This is a genomic window from Neiella marina, assembly GCF_002165625.1.
Classification (GTDB): domain Bacteria; phylum Pseudomonadota; class Gammaproteobacteria; order Enterobacterales; family Neiellaceae; genus Neiella; species Neiella marina.
Window position 1 is genome coordinate 190,814 of sequence record NZ_NGNS01000001.1, and the last position, 14,132, is coordinate 204,945.

Below are 14,132 nucleotides of genomic sequence, written 5' to 3' on the forward strand. Positions count from 1 at the left end.
CAAAAGCACGATTAGAGCTTTTACTCTTTATAAATGATGCCAATTTGATAACAAATCGTACTTTTAGGTTGCTAATCTTGGTTAGTTAAAAATAACGAAACCGGTTTATACAAGGTCCAGTTCACACTATTCGAAAGCGCCCCTTCATTTCATTGATCAATCTGCCGACAAAAATCAGAATCGTCTTTAAATGAGTTAGTTAGTTCTCACTTCCCAACTCAAAAAAAGCGAATATTTTCTTCTGTACTAAGCTTCCTCTGTAGTTGGGAAAGTATGGAAATTGCGTCAGATTGGATGACGTCGGGATGTATTGGTTGAAAGGCAATAAATCATGAATATGACGTTTATTCAGCGCACCTATTTGAGCTTTGGCGTGCTGGTATTTATTTTGCTCCTGACAGGCTTGGTAAACTATTACTTGCTGTCGCGCTTCAATGACGGGGTTGAGCAGATTGCCCATGAGGAGATCCCAAGCCTCAAGTCCAGTTATAGCTTTTACAGCTTGCTGCAAACCAGCAATCAAATTGTGTCCGACGCACTGGCTGAGAACACCGTAGAAATGCTGGAACAGTCAAAAGCATCCTATGAATTAGCAAGCGAACAAGCAGAGCAAGAACTCGAACGCCTATCCCAGCAAGGCAGCACTGAACTACTTACCAGCTTACAAACCACCCTTCCTGAGTTGCAGCGCATCTCGGAACTGATGCTCAGCGAACATGGCAAGCTCATTGAATTGGAGAAAAAGAACTCTGAGGACATTCGCGGCATGCTGTTGGAAATGGCGCGTTTTAAGCAGCACCTGCTTGCTAAGAGCTATGCCATCGCCGATGACTACGTGCGTTGGAGTTTCAATGAACTGCTCAACCCGTTCGAGCAATCTGAAGTGTTGCTGATGAAAGCGATCAACGCCGCCAATCAAAAATCCATTACCTTCTCAGGTGGTCGAATTGAAAAACTAGCGCCAGTGCTCGATGAGAAATTCGGTAACTTGATTGATGAAATGGCCATTTATCAGGATTCTAGAACCGACTACAGAGCTGAATTCGAACCCAGATGGCAAGCGATAAAAAAAGACATTGTCTTGTCACAGGGTGGTGCATTTGGTCAGTTTCAGGCACTGGTACAAATGCGCGATAAAAATACTGAGCACAAACAACGCTTGTATGAGCTGCAACAACAAGCTGGTGATGCTGTGAAGCAAATGATTGCCGAAGCAGATGGTCGAGTTGACAAGGCCTCTGCCAGTGTTGCTAAGCAATACGTGCGTGGTATCAGCATCACTGTTATTGCTGTGCTTGCTTCGGTCGCTATTGGTTTGCTAGTCGGTTTCCGTATTAGTCAGCTGCTTCGTAGAGCTGTTCGCAATGTTGGCGGCGCGCTGGAAGATCTTAGCAGTGGCGACATGACGGCTCGCTCAAGCTACACCGCCGCTGACGAATTTGGTGAGATTGGCGATGATGTGAACCAGCTCGCTGAGCGCATGCAGCGTTCATTGAGTGAAATATCCTCAACGTCTGCTCGCCTGAGTGAATTAGCACAAAGCAATAGCCACCTTTGTACCGACGCTGAGCAGCGGCAGATGAGCCAGTCTCAAAACATCGCCATGCTAGCGACCGCGATGGTAGAAATGGAGGCGTCATTTGCCGAAGTAGCACAATTGGCCTGTGACACCGCTGAACAAGTCGCCAGCGTTGAGAAATCGGCGACTTTGGGTAGCGAAATCATGGCTCAAACAATCCAGAGCACCAATGTGGTATCCGGTGAGCTGGAAAGTAGCGTGGAACGTATTCGAGATGTCGAGCACTACAGTGAACAGATCGGCGATATTTTGAGTGTCATTCGCGGTGTCGCTGAACAAACCAACTTGCTCGCACTGAACGCTGCAATTGAGGCCGCTAGGGCCGGAGAACAAGGTCGCGGTTTTGCCGTTGTCGCTGATGAGGTCCGCCACTTGGCGCAACGTACTGCTGAATCAACCACTGAAATTCAGCAACGTATCGAGAACCTACAGCAAAGTATCGACGGCGCCGGTAAGGTAGTCCGGGAGGCGCAAAACAGTATGGAGCGCAATCTTGAGAAAGTGTCCGACGCCGACAGCGCCATGGGCACTATTCAAGCAGCGGTTTCTCAGATCACCGATATGGCGGCACAGATCAGCGCTGCCACTGAAGAGCAGCGTGTCACCTCGCAAGATATGACACGCACCGTCAATGAGGTCAGTGATACGGCCGACGCCAACTCACAATTAATCAGTCAAGTCAGCAATGCCAGTGAGCAGCAAGCCACCATGGCAGAAGAGCAACAGCAATTGATATCTCATTACAAGGTTTAGTAAAAAGCACTGATAAAAAAACGGCCTAAGTGGCCGTTTTTTTCGCAGATAGCAAAAGCAATTGCTATCAGTACTCCATGGCTTGGCGCTTTTTCTCCAGCAGCTCATCAAGCAAAGGTGTTAAAATCAGCTCCATTGCAAAGCCCATTTTGCCTCCTGGCACAACCAACACATTCAATCGCGACATAAACGAGCCATCGATCATCTGCAGCAAGTATGGGAAATCAATGCCTCTTGTCTCTTGGAAGCGGATCACCACAAAGCTCTCATCAAGCGACGGAATGTTCTTGGCGGCAAAGGGGTTTGACGTATCGACCGTTGGTACCCGTTGAAAGTTAATGTGGGTGCGAGAAAACTGCGGCGTAATGTAACGCACATAATCTTCCATACTGCGCAGAATAGACTGGGTCACTGCTTCTCTGGAGTGACCGCGTTCAGTGGTATCGCGAATGATTTTTTGGGTCCACTCTAGGTTGATGATCGGCACCATTCCAACCAACAAATCAACATGTTGAGCAACGTTGTGTTGCTCCGTTACCACGCCACCATGTAGCCCTTCGTAATAGAGTAAATCAGTATCTTCGGGTAAATCTTCCCACGGCGTAAATGTGCCTGGCATCTGATTGTATGGCACCGCTTCATCAAAGCTATGGAGGTAACGCCGCACTTGCCCCATACCACTATCACCATAGCTCTTGAAGAAAGTTTCTAACTGACCAAAATCATTGGCCTCTGGGCCAAAGTAGCTGATGTGCTTACCTTGTTCTTGCGCCTTGCGAATCGCCATGTCCATCTCTGCGCGAGAGTAGCGGTGAAAACTATCACCTTCGACCAGCGCAGCATTGATGTTGCGATGACGGAACATGTGTTCAAACGCAGTGCTGGTGGTGGTGGTGCCAGCGCCAGAAGAACCGGTAATGGCAATAATGGGGTGTTTGACCGACATAAGAGGCCTTGTTGTCGAGATTCTGGCCTTATTGTTGACAGCGTAACAAGGGAAATCAAGTATCGGGTGTTTGTTGAGCCTTGAGCTGCTCCGCAGGAATAATATCAACGCTCTCGTGCAACTCGGAATAGATCAGTACCGCAGAGCCCTGTCGAAGCTGCTCAAGCACTTGCTCAACCTTGTCGGTCAATGAAGCTTCTTCATCACCGTAATCAGTCCCTTCACGAAGTACGAAAGACTCTGCGATGGCGTAAAGCGTATCAGCATTGAGTTGATCAATAGGTATTTGCATGGAGCCGATGTGGGTAGTGATGAACCTGCAACAACACTACCCGAATGATTGAGCGGGCGATAGTAGCAATCGCCAACCAATTAGATTTGATTATCGATGATTTGACCCAACGTCGGGTTAGACTCTGAGCCTTGCTGCGTTGCGTTATACAGCGATGTCGGCGTTTGGTTACCGGTAGCCGTTCGATATTGCTGCTCAGTGAGCTGAATATCATCGGGGGTAATGGTATTGCTATCGCGCGATGCTTCGCCATTGGTCGCCGAAGTGACGTAGGCGTCAATCACACGTTGGGTTTGATTATAGTCAGCCACTGTAGTTGCTGCTTGGCGTTGGGCATCCTGAACGTTTTGCTCACGCTGAGCGATCTCATTTTGCCGCGCTTCAACCTGATCAATCAGCTCTCGTTGTTGTTCTGGGCTGAGTTGTGGCCGCTCATTTTCTGGAATACCAGCAACGGGAGGCTCGACCTGAGGACGCTCTGGAGTAACTGCTGGCTGCTGGCGATTGGTCGCAACTGTTTGTTGTTGCGTAAATAAAGCGGCGCTACTGGCCGAAGAGATACTGGTCATGGTCACTCCTAAACTACAGGCTTGTGCTGGTTCGACTATTAATTATACAAAAGGTTCATCGATCTAGCACTTAATTGGCTAAAAAACATTCAGCCCTGCTGAGCATGCTCCTCGCTCAATTGTTCCAGCTCAGCACTAGCTGCCAGCCAACTCTCTTCATGTTCGTCTAACTGACGTTGGCTTTTGGCTCGCTGTTCAATTAGTTGTGTCAATTTGGCCTTATTAGCTTCATCGTAGATCGACGGTTCGGCCAGCTGTTGTTCCAGCTCCGCGACTTCGTCACCGAGCTTTTCCATTGCCTTTTCATGACGCTCAATCGTTTGTCGCAACGGTCGAGTTTGCTGCCGAAACTCAGCATCTCGACGTTTTTGATCCTTGCGATTTTGCGATACCGAAGGCTTATCCGAACTCGCTTCAACCGCCGGCTGCTGAATCAATTTTTGATAGTCCGCTAGATCACCTTGGTACGGCTGCACCTGACCGTTGGCAACCAGCCACAGTTCATCGGTAGTTGAGGCAATCAAATCCCTGTCGTGGGACACCACCAGTAATGCCCCTTCATAGCCCTGCAATGCCAACTCAAGGGCATGGCGCATTTCCAAATCCAAGTGGTTGGTTGGTTCATCGAGCAATAGCAGGTTGGGTTTTTGCCAGCAAATCATCGCCAGTACCGCTCGGGCTTTTTCACCACCGGACATACTGGCCAGCTGCCGCAGCGCATCGTCGCCATGAAAATTGAAACCACCAAGGTAATTCCGCAAATTCTGCTCTGTTTGCTCGGGGCTCATGGCCATCAATGCTTGTAACGGCGATTGCTCGCCATTGACCTGCTCTAGCTGATGCTGCGCAAAATAGCCCACGGTTAACTTCGAACTTGCTGCTTGCTCGCCATTCAATACGGTTAATGAACCAGCTAACGCCTTGATTAAGGTACTTTTACCTGCGCCATTAGGGCCAATAAGACCCACTCGTGAACCGGGTACCAAAGACACGTTCACTCGCTGCAAAATAGTACTGTCACCATAGCCAAGATCGGCTTGCTCCAATGTCACCAACGGATTGGGTAAGTGGGCCGGGCTCGGGATTGAAAATGAGAATGGGCTACCAACATGCGCTGGCGCACTGGCTTCGAGCCGTTCTAGCGCCTTGATCCGGCTTTGAGCCTGACGAGCTTTAGTCGCCTTGGCGCGAAATCGATCAATGTAGGACTGTAAGTGAGCGCGCTGGCGCTGCTGCTTTTCAAACACCGCAGCTTGCTGGGCAAAGCGCTCTGCACGCTGCCGTTCAAAACTACTGTAGTTGCCCGAGTAGCTAGTAATTGTGGCCTGATCGATATGGGCGATTTGGCCAACCACATTATCCAAAAAAGTCCGGTCGTGACTAATCATCAACAAGGTGCCATCAAAACGCTGGAGCCAGCTCTCAAGCCACAGCACGGCTTCTAAATCTAAATGGTTGGTTGGTTCATCGAGCAACAGCAGGTCAGCTCGGCAAATCAGTGCTTGAGCTAAGTTTAATCGCATTCGCCAACCACCAGAGAAGTCGCTCACTGGTCGCTGTTGCTGCTCGTGACTGAAACCCAAGCCCGACAGCATCGCACCAGCTCTGGCGTGAATACTATAACCATCAATGGCAGCCATCTTGCCATGTAAGTCTGCTTGCTTGGTACCATCGTGCGACTGTTCTGCTGCCGCAAGCGCATCGGCAAGTTTCTGATACTCCCGATCACCAGCAATGACGTAATCCATCGCCGAGATTGGCAGGGCAGGCGTTTCCTGAGCAACATGACCAATACGCCAGCCTGGGGTGATGTTGAAATCACCTTTGCTGGTTTCCAACTTACCTAGCAGTAACGCGAATAGACTCGATTTGCCACAGCCATTGCTGCCAACCAAGCCAACCTTGTGGCCATCAGGAATATGCAGGTTGGCGTCGGTCAATAGTATTTTATGACCTCGCATCAATTCGATGTCCTGACATTGAATCATCAGGGTTACTCCGCGTTACAAACTAATAATGAAGGGCGCCAATGGTAACTGACATTAGCCGCCAGCCCAACCAATTCAGCTGGGCAGGAAGCGGTTGGCTAGGTAAACTAGGCGGCAATTAGAATCCGATTAAGGATCAACAACAGAATGACCAAACCAACGAGGCGCTTTATTGCCGGAGCGAGCTGCCCAAAGTGTAACGAACAAGATAGTTTGGCCATGGTAGTGACCGAAGACTCAAGCTACGTCGAGTGTGTCGAATGTGGTCACGTCCAACATGAGCCGGGAAGCGACGATCAAACGCCTGGCTTGATTGCCACTTTCAACCCCAATCAGGACTGATATTGCTGCTAATAATGCGGTGGCGGGGTCTCTTCTGATTCACTCGCCATGTTCGAACCTTTCAGATCATGGATCTGGCGGAACATCAATTTAACTTGTACTTGAAGTTTATCGATTAACTCTTGGTGAGCGCTCAGTTCTTGGTTCAAGTCGCCAATCGTAATCTCCTGAAACGCCAGCTTCGACTCCAGTTCGTCAATTCGGCTCTGGAGCGCTTTATCATTGGTTACCATCAGGCTTCCTTATTGCAGTGCTTGTTGAGGTAGCGGCCATGCTTCAGTGTAACCAGATGAGCTTACGCTAAATAACCAACGGCCCGAAAAGGCGACATCATACACCACCGCGCTGCGCCAACGATTATCCGATTGCCTTGCCACTTGCCAACCGGCGATTTTCTGACCAGTTTCAACATGCCACAGGGTTAACTGACGTGACGGTGATCCCGTTGCGAGCCATTGACCGTCGGCCGAGAACCTTGCAGCACTGAATACTTGCTGGCGGGACTTGAAATTCAAGTTACTGACCATATCACCTGAGGGTATGCGCCAAATCCGTGCTTGCTTCAGACTATCGGCGGTAAAGACATATCGGCCTTGCTGATCGAAGCGAACTTGGGTAACTCGGCTGGGATGATTGAACTGTTGGATGATTTGTGCGGTCTCAGTACTCCAGAGCTTAGCACTGTAGTCACTGCTGCCAGTAATGGCATAGAGTCCATTAGCTGATAGGTCGACGGCATTGATTTTTTCTTGATGACCAAGAAACTCGAGCCGACGTCCGGTTTGTCGTTCGACATAGACGGCACGGCCATCGGCAAGCCCATAAAGGATGCCGGTCGCTTCATTATCGATGGCGATATCGCGTATGCGACTGTCCGGAATGGTAAACCAGCCGATGGATTCACCGCTGGTGACAGACCAAATGGCGATTTCACGGTCTGAAGCGGTAACGACATAGTTGCCATTGGGTGAAAACCGGGTCAAATAAACGGGGCTCGACTGGTCGCCCAACTGCCACTGGTAGCGTAAGCCTTGTGTTTCATTGTCCCAAAGCGCTAAGTTATGGTGAATGGTGGCATGGATGGCCCAACGGCCATCGGCAGATAACGCGGCGGCAGAGCTACCCTCTGCTGCTTGCTCAATCCGCTCAGCCGGTTTGCTGATCTGATCACAACCATTGAGCAAGACCGCAACACTGGTCAGTACAACGACGACTCGAACGTGACAGTATGCGCGCTTGAGCGCGTTAATAAGGTTCATAGCAACCCTAATTTTTAGGCCCTAACGGCATGATAGCGTTAGTAATCTTGTTTCGCTATTGGCCGCTTGGAATAACCCGAGATATTTGTCATCAATGAGTGGTGACGATACACAATCAGGAGTATTTATTTAATGAAACGTCTTGCATTAGGCACAGCAGTGGTAGCGGCCATGCTGACCGTTGCTTGTAACGCAGAAAAAGAAGCACCAGCTGCAACAGAAGCGACAGCAGAGCAACCAGTTGCTACCGAAGTGAGCTTTGCCTCTGACCGTGAGAAGCAATCCTATGCCACGGGCGCCTTCATGGGCCAACAAATGATCCGCATGGTCGATGCTTATAAAGAGTTAGGTATTGAGCTTGACGCAGCACAGTTAGAAAAAGGCATCATCGCCGGTATCAGTGGCACTAGCCAGCTCGATGAGGCAACACTGCAAGAAGTGCTCACAGCACTTGAATCAGAGCGCATGACTGCAGTTCAAGCGTTGCAAGCGAAAGCCCAAGAAGAACAGCAAGCCAAAATGGCCGAAGCAAAAGCTGCCGGCGAAGCATTCTTAGCAGAAAACGCCAAGAAAGAAGGTGTTACCGTTACTGAATCTGGCCTGCAATATGAAGTCATCGCAGCAGGTGAAGGCGACTCTCCTGCGGCAAGCGATCAGGTTAAAGTACATTACACGGGTACATTAATTGATGGCACCGAGTTCGACAGCAGCCACAAACGCGGCGAGCCTGCAGTATTCTTCCTCAACCAAGTTATTCCTGGTTGGACTGAGGGTGTGCAATTGATGAAGCCTGGTGCCAAGTACAAGCTGTATATCCCATCAGAATTGGGCTATGGCGAGCATGGCGCTGGTGCCAACATCCCTGGTAACTCAGCGTTGGTATTTGAAGTCGAGCTAATTGAAATCAATCCAGATGCAGCAACAAAAGAAGCGGCGGCAGAGTAATCTCAAGCCTCTTTGTTTTGACAAAAACTGCGACAAAAAAAGGCGCCTTAAAGCGCCTTTTTTATTTCTTGGCTTAACTCAAGCTGATGCCGAAGCAAGGTTTTCAATCAGTGAATCTTCCAGCTCAAAACGCTGTGATAGTGCTTCGCCAAGCTGGCTCAAATCATCATCCAATGTCGCCAAATCATCGTCTGCACTCACTTCACCATATCGGTCATTGAAGTTGAGCACGATATCGGTACTGGCGTTAATCCCGGGATACACTTTTGCCGCTAGTTGCTTGGCCTCAGGATTTTCTTCGTCCACCAATTTGTCGTACATCTCGAAATGCCCGGCTGATGTATAATCAAGCAGGCCAGCACAAAAATCTTTTAATGACGTTGCATCGGGCAACTGACGCTCATGTTCAAACGGCTTTAAACCGGCAAGTTTGCAATATTGAATCAATACGCTTTCTCGGTCAGCCAACCACTTATCAATGGCAGAGTCAGCACCACCCCACGCAGCCTGAGCTTTTTCCAATCTTGTAAGCATTTATCATTCTCCGCACATTGAGTCGGCAGCAGAGTTAATCGCACCCAATCGATACCGACTTGAACTCAGTTTTGAGTCATTTATCCAAGTGAATAGCAGTCTATTGGAACCTAGAATAACGACAATCTAGCAACAATGGAACGCTCGATGAGGACACCCAACTAGCAACGCTGCATTGTCGCAGCCAGCGGGCAAATATCGGCATCAGAGACTACCTGTAATCTATGAAGGCAGTATGGCAGGGGTTAAACGAAAATGCCCGAAGATCTGACCAGATCGTCGCGCTAATCACAGTTGCAAAAGGAATTTCAGGCAATAAAAAAGCCCCACTTAAAGTGAGGCCCTAATCTGCGAAGGTACAGTCTCGTTCTAACGAGCTTCTTGGTTGTTTTTCGCTAGCTCGACACAATTTTTAACACTCCGATTAGCAAGCCTCAACAACATAACCACAAAACTATGGAGGGCTTCACACTAATCAAGTAACCGGTCTCCTCGAGCACTACCGGTATCACTGGTTGCACATTATTGACTTGCTTTCCAACTTAAAATTTGAGTTCACCAACGCTATGAAACAGCGATCTATTTTCGTTTAGTTCTGTCTAGCGGTTCCGATTCGACAAAAAATAGACATATAATCGCAGCAACCTCAGTTAAAAAAGACCCTACATGAGCCAGTTAGAAAACGATCGATACCTAAGAGCCTTGCTAAAGCAGCCAGTGGATCGCACGCCAATTTGGATGATGCGCCAAGCAGGCCGCTACCTGCCAGAATATCGCGCGACACGAGCCGAAGCTGGTGACTTTATGTCACTTTGCAAAAATGCCGAGTTGGCGTGCGAGGTTACTTTGCAACCGCTGCGCCGCTTTCCTCTCGATGCCGCTATTTTGTTCTCAGACATTCTGACCATCCCAGATGCAATGGGGCTCGGTTTGTACTTTGAAACCGGAGAGGGACCGAAATTCACTAACCCTGTTCGCACCGCAGCTGATGTCGCCAAGCTTGCTGCCCCCGATCCGAATCAGGAGTTGCAGTATGTGATGAATGCGGTCAGCACCATTCGGCGTGAACTCAAAGGTAAAGTACCGCTGATTGGCTTTTCGGGTAGCCCATGGACTCTAGCAACCTATATGGTTGAGGGCGGCTCAAGTAAGACATTCAGTAAGATTAAAGCAATGGCCTTTGGCGAACCAAAATTGATGCATCAATTGCTTGATACTGTTGCCGACTCAGTGATCAGCTACCTCAACGCGCAGGTTGAAGCTGGCGCGCAGGCGTTGATGATTTTTGATACCTGGGGAGGATCATTATCCGGCCCGGCATATCGCGAATTTTCATTAGCTTACATGCAAAAAATTGTCGATGGTTTGGTTCGCCAGGCCGATGGTAGAACCGTGCCTGTGACGCTGTTTACAAAGAATGGCGGCCAATGGTTAGAGCACATGGCCGAAACTGGCTGCGACGCCTTGGGTCTCGACTGGACCACAGAGTTGGCCGATGCTCGATCTCGCGTTGGCGACAAAGTGGCACTGCAGGGCAACATGGATCCGTCAATGCTATACGCGCCAATCCCAGCCATTGAGCAAGAAGTTAGCCGCCTGCTCGCATCGTATGGCCAAGGCACCGGCCACGTATTTAACTTGGGACATGGTATCCACCCGGATGTCAACCCAGAGCACGCTGGCGCCTTTATCGCCGCTGTGCAAGCTGAAAGCGCCAAATACCATTTGGATGAATCCTAATTTGGCCCAACGCACGCAAAGAAAAGGCAGCTTTTAGCTGCCTTTTCTATATCATCGCTATCAACTTCTAGTCAGGCGTAATACTGCATAAATTCTTTCAGGTGTCGCTTTATCCCGGTGAGCTGTAATTCAGAGACGAGCGCCTCTTCAGTATCATTGACGCATTTGATTAAACCATGAAGCACCGAATCAGAGATGCTTTCATAGGTTGGGTTAGCACGCAGTAGCCTAAATGCTTCCAGAGCGGTCATCGCCTTCAAACTCCTTTCCAAAGACATTGAGCAAAAAATAATCGCCAGCTAAGCTAGCGCCATCGGCAACAAAATGCAACCCCGTCAGACAGTTATTCGTATCTTAATCAAGTACGTAGATGGTTTGAGTTAGCCGATGACTTTCTCCAGGCAATAACGCATAGCAATCGTCGCCGGCATTCACCGCTTCAATGCACACCATGCTCTGATAGCCATCGTTATTGAAATCGCCCATGGCTGCAGCTTTATCGAACCAAGGGTTCCAAACGACCGTGGTACGACTGCCATCTTTGGCGACGGCAATGACTCGCTCGTTGCCGTCATCATTAATCAAACATGTCGCTAGGGTGTCGAGATATACTCGGTCCACTTCTTCATCGATAATGATGTCACCGCGCTGAATCAGTCCATCTTGCACGGCCACTTTGTCATCATAGGTCACTTGATCGAGGCCGCGAATCCGAGTTTGGGCAATGCTGGCAATATCAAAGTAAGAATGCAAAGCGCCGCCAACGACCATTTCGTCATCGCCAGTATTGGTGCTGAGCAGTTCCATATGAAGTTGTTTGCCAACGGTGACCTTCAAGGCAAGTTCAAATGCATGTGGCCACAGCTGGCGGGATTGTTCTGAATCGGTCAAGGTAAAGACCAGCTCGGTCGCGCCATCAGCAAGCTGCATGGTATCGGATAACTGCCAGTTTTGATTGCGGGCGAAGCCATGCTGCGGGAACTCTTTGTTTGTTGGATGCGGCCCAAACCACGGCCAACACACAGGTACCCCGCCACGAATGGCTTTTCCTTGTATGAACTGGACATCATTGCTCAGCCAAAGCACGGGCTTTTGGCCTTTGGGCTGAAACGAGCAGACATGAGCACCATGCAAACAAATCTCAGCGCGAGCAAAATCATTTTCAATGGTCACCATGACTAATCCAGTATTAGTCGCGGAAAACGACAATTGGGCAGAGTCTTGATAACGAGTTTGGAGTTGGCTTAGAACGTCGGACATGAGTCAATGGCTTCCGTGTGTGACATAAAAATGCGCTTTGAGATTGTCTCTAGCTAACTCAAAACGATTGCTTGGACGGTATAGTATCGACGTAACAATGTTACAGCCAGAGCTAGCTGTTGTTTGTCTCCAACTTCACTTTCTCTATTAGCGCTTGCCAAAGAACGGGCTCGGAAGCAAGCAACCCCGTTGGCCTCAGCCAAAAGCCGTCAGCTAACCAGTCGTAATGGAGCTGAACCAAGCCATCCGGAAGATGCAAACAAGCAAACCAAACATCAGCCCCTAAGCTCTGATCGGACAATTCACCTCCAGTCACAACAGCGAGCCGTTGAGCCATCAGCTCAACATCTTGCTGTTCCTCACAATTGACCGAGTAAAAGAAGCTGACGGCCTCATCTAGCTGCTGCATGAAATTTCCAAGTGCTGACTCCAATCCGGTGGCAGCGCCGCATATTGCTCATACTCAGGCTGCTCATCATAGGGCCTAGCCAGTACTTGCTGCAGTCGCGCTATCTCATCAAAGCGGCCCGACTGGGCCTCTTCAATGGCCTGCTGCGCCATATAATTGCGCAAAATATACTTTGGATTGGTTAGTAGCATCTGTTGCTGCCAATGCTCGATGTCGCCTTGGGCGATCCGACGCTGGCGATAGGCCTGCCACCATTGACGGAAACCGTCGCGGTCAACCCAATCATCTTCCATCGCGGAGTGCTGCTGATTGACGTCTTGGTGGCTTAGCTGACGAAAGGTTCGAGTCAAATCTTGCCCCTCAGATTGCATCAGCGTAAACAATCCATTGAGCATCTCACCATCATTCTGCTGAATTTCATTGAGCCCGAATTTGGCGGCCATCAATTGGCTGTAACGGCCAAGCAATGCAGTTTGATAATGCTCCAGCGCAAGTTGCGACTGCTCTTTGGTAACTAGAGGCGATAAAGCCAGCGCCAGGCATTGTAAGTTCCAGTGACCAATCCCCGGTTGTTGGGCGTAGCTATAGCGGCCGCCATGATCAGAATGATTTGGAATATAGCCGGCTTGATAACCATCCATAAAGCCATATGGGCCATAGTCAATGGTTAGTCCCAGCAACGACATATTGTCGGTATTCATCACCCCATGGGTAAAGCCCACGGCTTGCCACTTGGCAATCAACTGTGCTGTTTTCACCACCACCTGCTGAAACATTGCAGCATAGGGCTCTGGTTGGTCGATGCAATCTGGAAAGTGATGGCGCAAGGCAAAATCAGCTAACTGCTTTAATTTGTCATGCTCGTTGCGATGATAAAAGAACTCGAAATGACCAAAGCGTAAATGACTGTCGGACACTCGTAACAAGGTTGCTGCGGACTCCAGTTCTTCGCGTTGCACAGGCGTGTCACTGCCAATCACACACAGAGCTTGGGTAGTTGGAATAGTCAGCCCAGAGAGGGCTTCTGAAGCAAGAAATTCGCGAATGCTGGATCGCAACACGGCTCGACCATCGCCAAATCGGGAGTAGGGCGTTTGCCCTGCGCCCTTTAAGTGCAGGTCAACCAAATCGCCCTGTTGATTGCGAATTTGCCCCAACAACAAACCGCGGCCATCGCCGAGTTGTGGTACGTACTGGCCAAATTGGTGACCGGCATAAACTTGAGCAATGGGCTGGCTACCGGCAAGCAATTGGTGACCAGAGAAGTAACGACACAAATCGGCGGCGGCAGGCTGTTCGGCTAATCCCAATGACCGCCCGGTGGAATCTGAGTATGCGACCAGTGTGGGATTGCTAATAGCATCTGGTGACACTTCCGAGTAAGTACCCACCAACTCATTAAACCACGAATTTTCAAACTGCCACGTTTCCACCCACTCACTCCCTGCATTCCTATTGTCATCAGCAAACTGATACGACAAAAAACAACGGACTGATTAAATCATGTCTACACTTG

The 14,132-nt window shown here is 49.4% G+C and carries 15 protein-coding genes; 4 read left to right on the forward strand and 11 right to left on the reverse strand.

Annotated elements, in window-relative coordinates:
* Nucleotides 1–331: 331 nt before the first annotated feature.
* Complete coding sequence (locus tag CBE68_RS00870) at nt 332–2,332, forward strand: methyl-accepting chemotaxis protein (protein WP_087504175.1); 2,001 nt, start codon at nt 332–334, stop codon at nt 2,330–2,332.
* 67 nt (nt 2,333–2,399) lie between these two features.
* Here CBE68_RS00870 and CBE68_RS00875 read toward each other — a convergent pair whose 3' ends face one another.
* The 4 genes from CBE68_RS00875 to CBE68_RS00890 form a co-directional block, all read right to left on the reverse strand.
* Entirely contained in the window at nt 2,400–3,278 is an 879-nt protein-coding gene (locus CBE68_RS00875; protein WP_087504176.1) for a phosphoribulokinase, read from the reverse strand.
* 55 nt (nt 3,279–3,333) lie between these two features.
* Complete coding sequence (locus CBE68_RS00880) at nt 3,334–3,570, reverse strand: YheU family protein (protein ID WP_087504177.1); 237 nt, start codon at nt 3,568–3,570, stop codon at nt 3,334–3,336.
* An 80-nt stretch (nt 3,571–3,650) separates the two neighbouring features.
* Nucleotides 3,651–4,139 (reverse strand): hypothetical protein, encoded by a 489-nt coding sequence (locus CBE68_RS00885; protein ID WP_087504178.1) that lies wholly within the window; start codon nt 4,137–4,139, stop codon nt 3,651–3,653.
* 89 nt (nt 4,140–4,228) lie between these two features.
* Nucleotides 4,229–6,127, reverse strand: a complete 1,899-nt coding sequence (locus CBE68_RS00890) for an ATP-binding cassette domain-containing protein (protein WP_087504179.1) — start codon at nt 6,125–6,127, stop codon at nt 4,229–4,231.
* A 147-nt stretch (nt 6,128–6,274) separates the two neighbouring features.
* Here CBE68_RS00890 and CBE68_RS00895 point away from each other — a divergent pair, with 147 nt between their 5' ends.
* Complete coding sequence (locus tag CBE68_RS00895; protein WP_087504180.1) at nt 6,275–6,469, forward strand: YheV family putative zinc ribbon protein; 195 nt, start codon at nt 6,275–6,277, stop codon at nt 6,467–6,469.
* An 8-nt stretch (nt 6,470–6,477) separates the two neighbouring features.
* Here CBE68_RS00895 and CBE68_RS00900 read toward each other — a convergent pair whose 3' ends face one another.
* Together CBE68_RS00900 and CBE68_RS00905 are read right to left on the reverse strand one after the other, a co-directional pair.
* Nucleotides 6,478–6,702 (reverse strand): SlyX family protein, encoded by a 225-nt coding sequence (locus CBE68_RS00900; protein WP_087504181.1) that lies wholly within the window; start codon nt 6,700–6,702, stop codon nt 6,478–6,480.
* A gap of 9 nt (nt 6,703–6,711) precedes the next feature.
* Entirely contained in the window at nt 6,712–7,728 is a 1,017-nt protein-coding gene (locus CBE68_RS00905) for a WD40 repeat domain-containing protein (RefSeq protein WP_087504182.1), read from the reverse strand.
* A 132-nt stretch (nt 7,729–7,860) separates the two neighbouring features.
* Between CBE68_RS00905 and CBE68_RS18980 the strand changes: the two genes are divergently transcribed.
* Nucleotides 7,861–8,673: an FKBP-type peptidyl-prolyl cis-trans isomerase gene (locus tag CBE68_RS18980; RefSeq protein ID WP_087504183.1), complete on the forward strand. Its 813-nt coding sequence runs from the start codon at nt 7,861–7,863 to the stop codon at nt 8,671–8,673.
* 78 nt (nt 8,674–8,751) lie between these two features.
* Here CBE68_RS18980 and rsd read toward each other — a convergent pair whose 3' ends face one another.
* Nucleotides 8,752–9,207, reverse strand: coding sequence for a sigma D regulator (gene rsd / locus CBE68_RS00915; protein ID WP_087504184.1), 456 nt, complete (start codon nt 9,205–9,207; stop codon nt 8,752–8,754).
* Nucleotides 9,208–9,873: 666 nt separating this feature from the next.
* Between rsd and hemE the strand changes: the two genes are divergently transcribed.
* A complete protein-coding gene (gene hemE / locus CBE68_RS00920) occupies nt 9,874–10,947 on the forward strand; it encodes a uroporphyrinogen decarboxylase (RefSeq protein WP_087504185.1) in 1,074 nt (357 codons plus the stop codon).
* A 71-nt stretch (nt 10,948–11,018) separates the two neighbouring features.
* Here hemE and CBE68_RS00925 read toward each other — a convergent pair whose 3' ends face one another.
* The 4 genes from CBE68_RS00925 to CBE68_RS00940 form a co-directional block, all read right to left on the reverse strand.
* Nucleotides 11,019–11,198: a hypothetical protein gene (locus CBE68_RS00925; RefSeq protein WP_143824444.1), complete on the reverse strand. Its 180-nt coding sequence runs from the start codon at nt 11,196–11,198 to the stop codon at nt 11,019–11,021.
* A 103-nt stretch (nt 11,199–11,301) separates the two neighbouring features.
* Nucleotides 11,302–12,207, reverse strand: coding sequence for a D-hexose-6-phosphate mutarotase (locus CBE68_RS00930; protein ID WP_087504187.1), 906 nt, complete (start codon nt 12,205–12,207; stop codon nt 11,302–11,304).
* Nucleotides 12,208–12,319: 112 nt separating this feature from the next.
* Nucleotides 12,320–12,616 carry a hypothetical protein gene (locus CBE68_RS00935; protein ID WP_087504188.1) on the reverse strand — a complete coding sequence of 99 codons (297 nt, stop codon included), beginning with the start codon at nt 12,614–12,616 and terminating at the stop codon, nt 12,320–12,322.
* Nucleotides 12,604–14,049 (reverse strand): protein adenylyltransferase SelO, encoded by a 1,446-nt coding sequence (locus CBE68_RS00940; RefSeq protein WP_087504189.1) that lies wholly within the window; start codon nt 14,047–14,049, stop codon nt 12,604–12,606. The genes CBE68_RS00935 and CBE68_RS00940 overlap by 13 nt, the downstream gene beginning before the upstream one ends.
* Nucleotides 14,050–14,132: the final 83 nt, after the last annotated feature.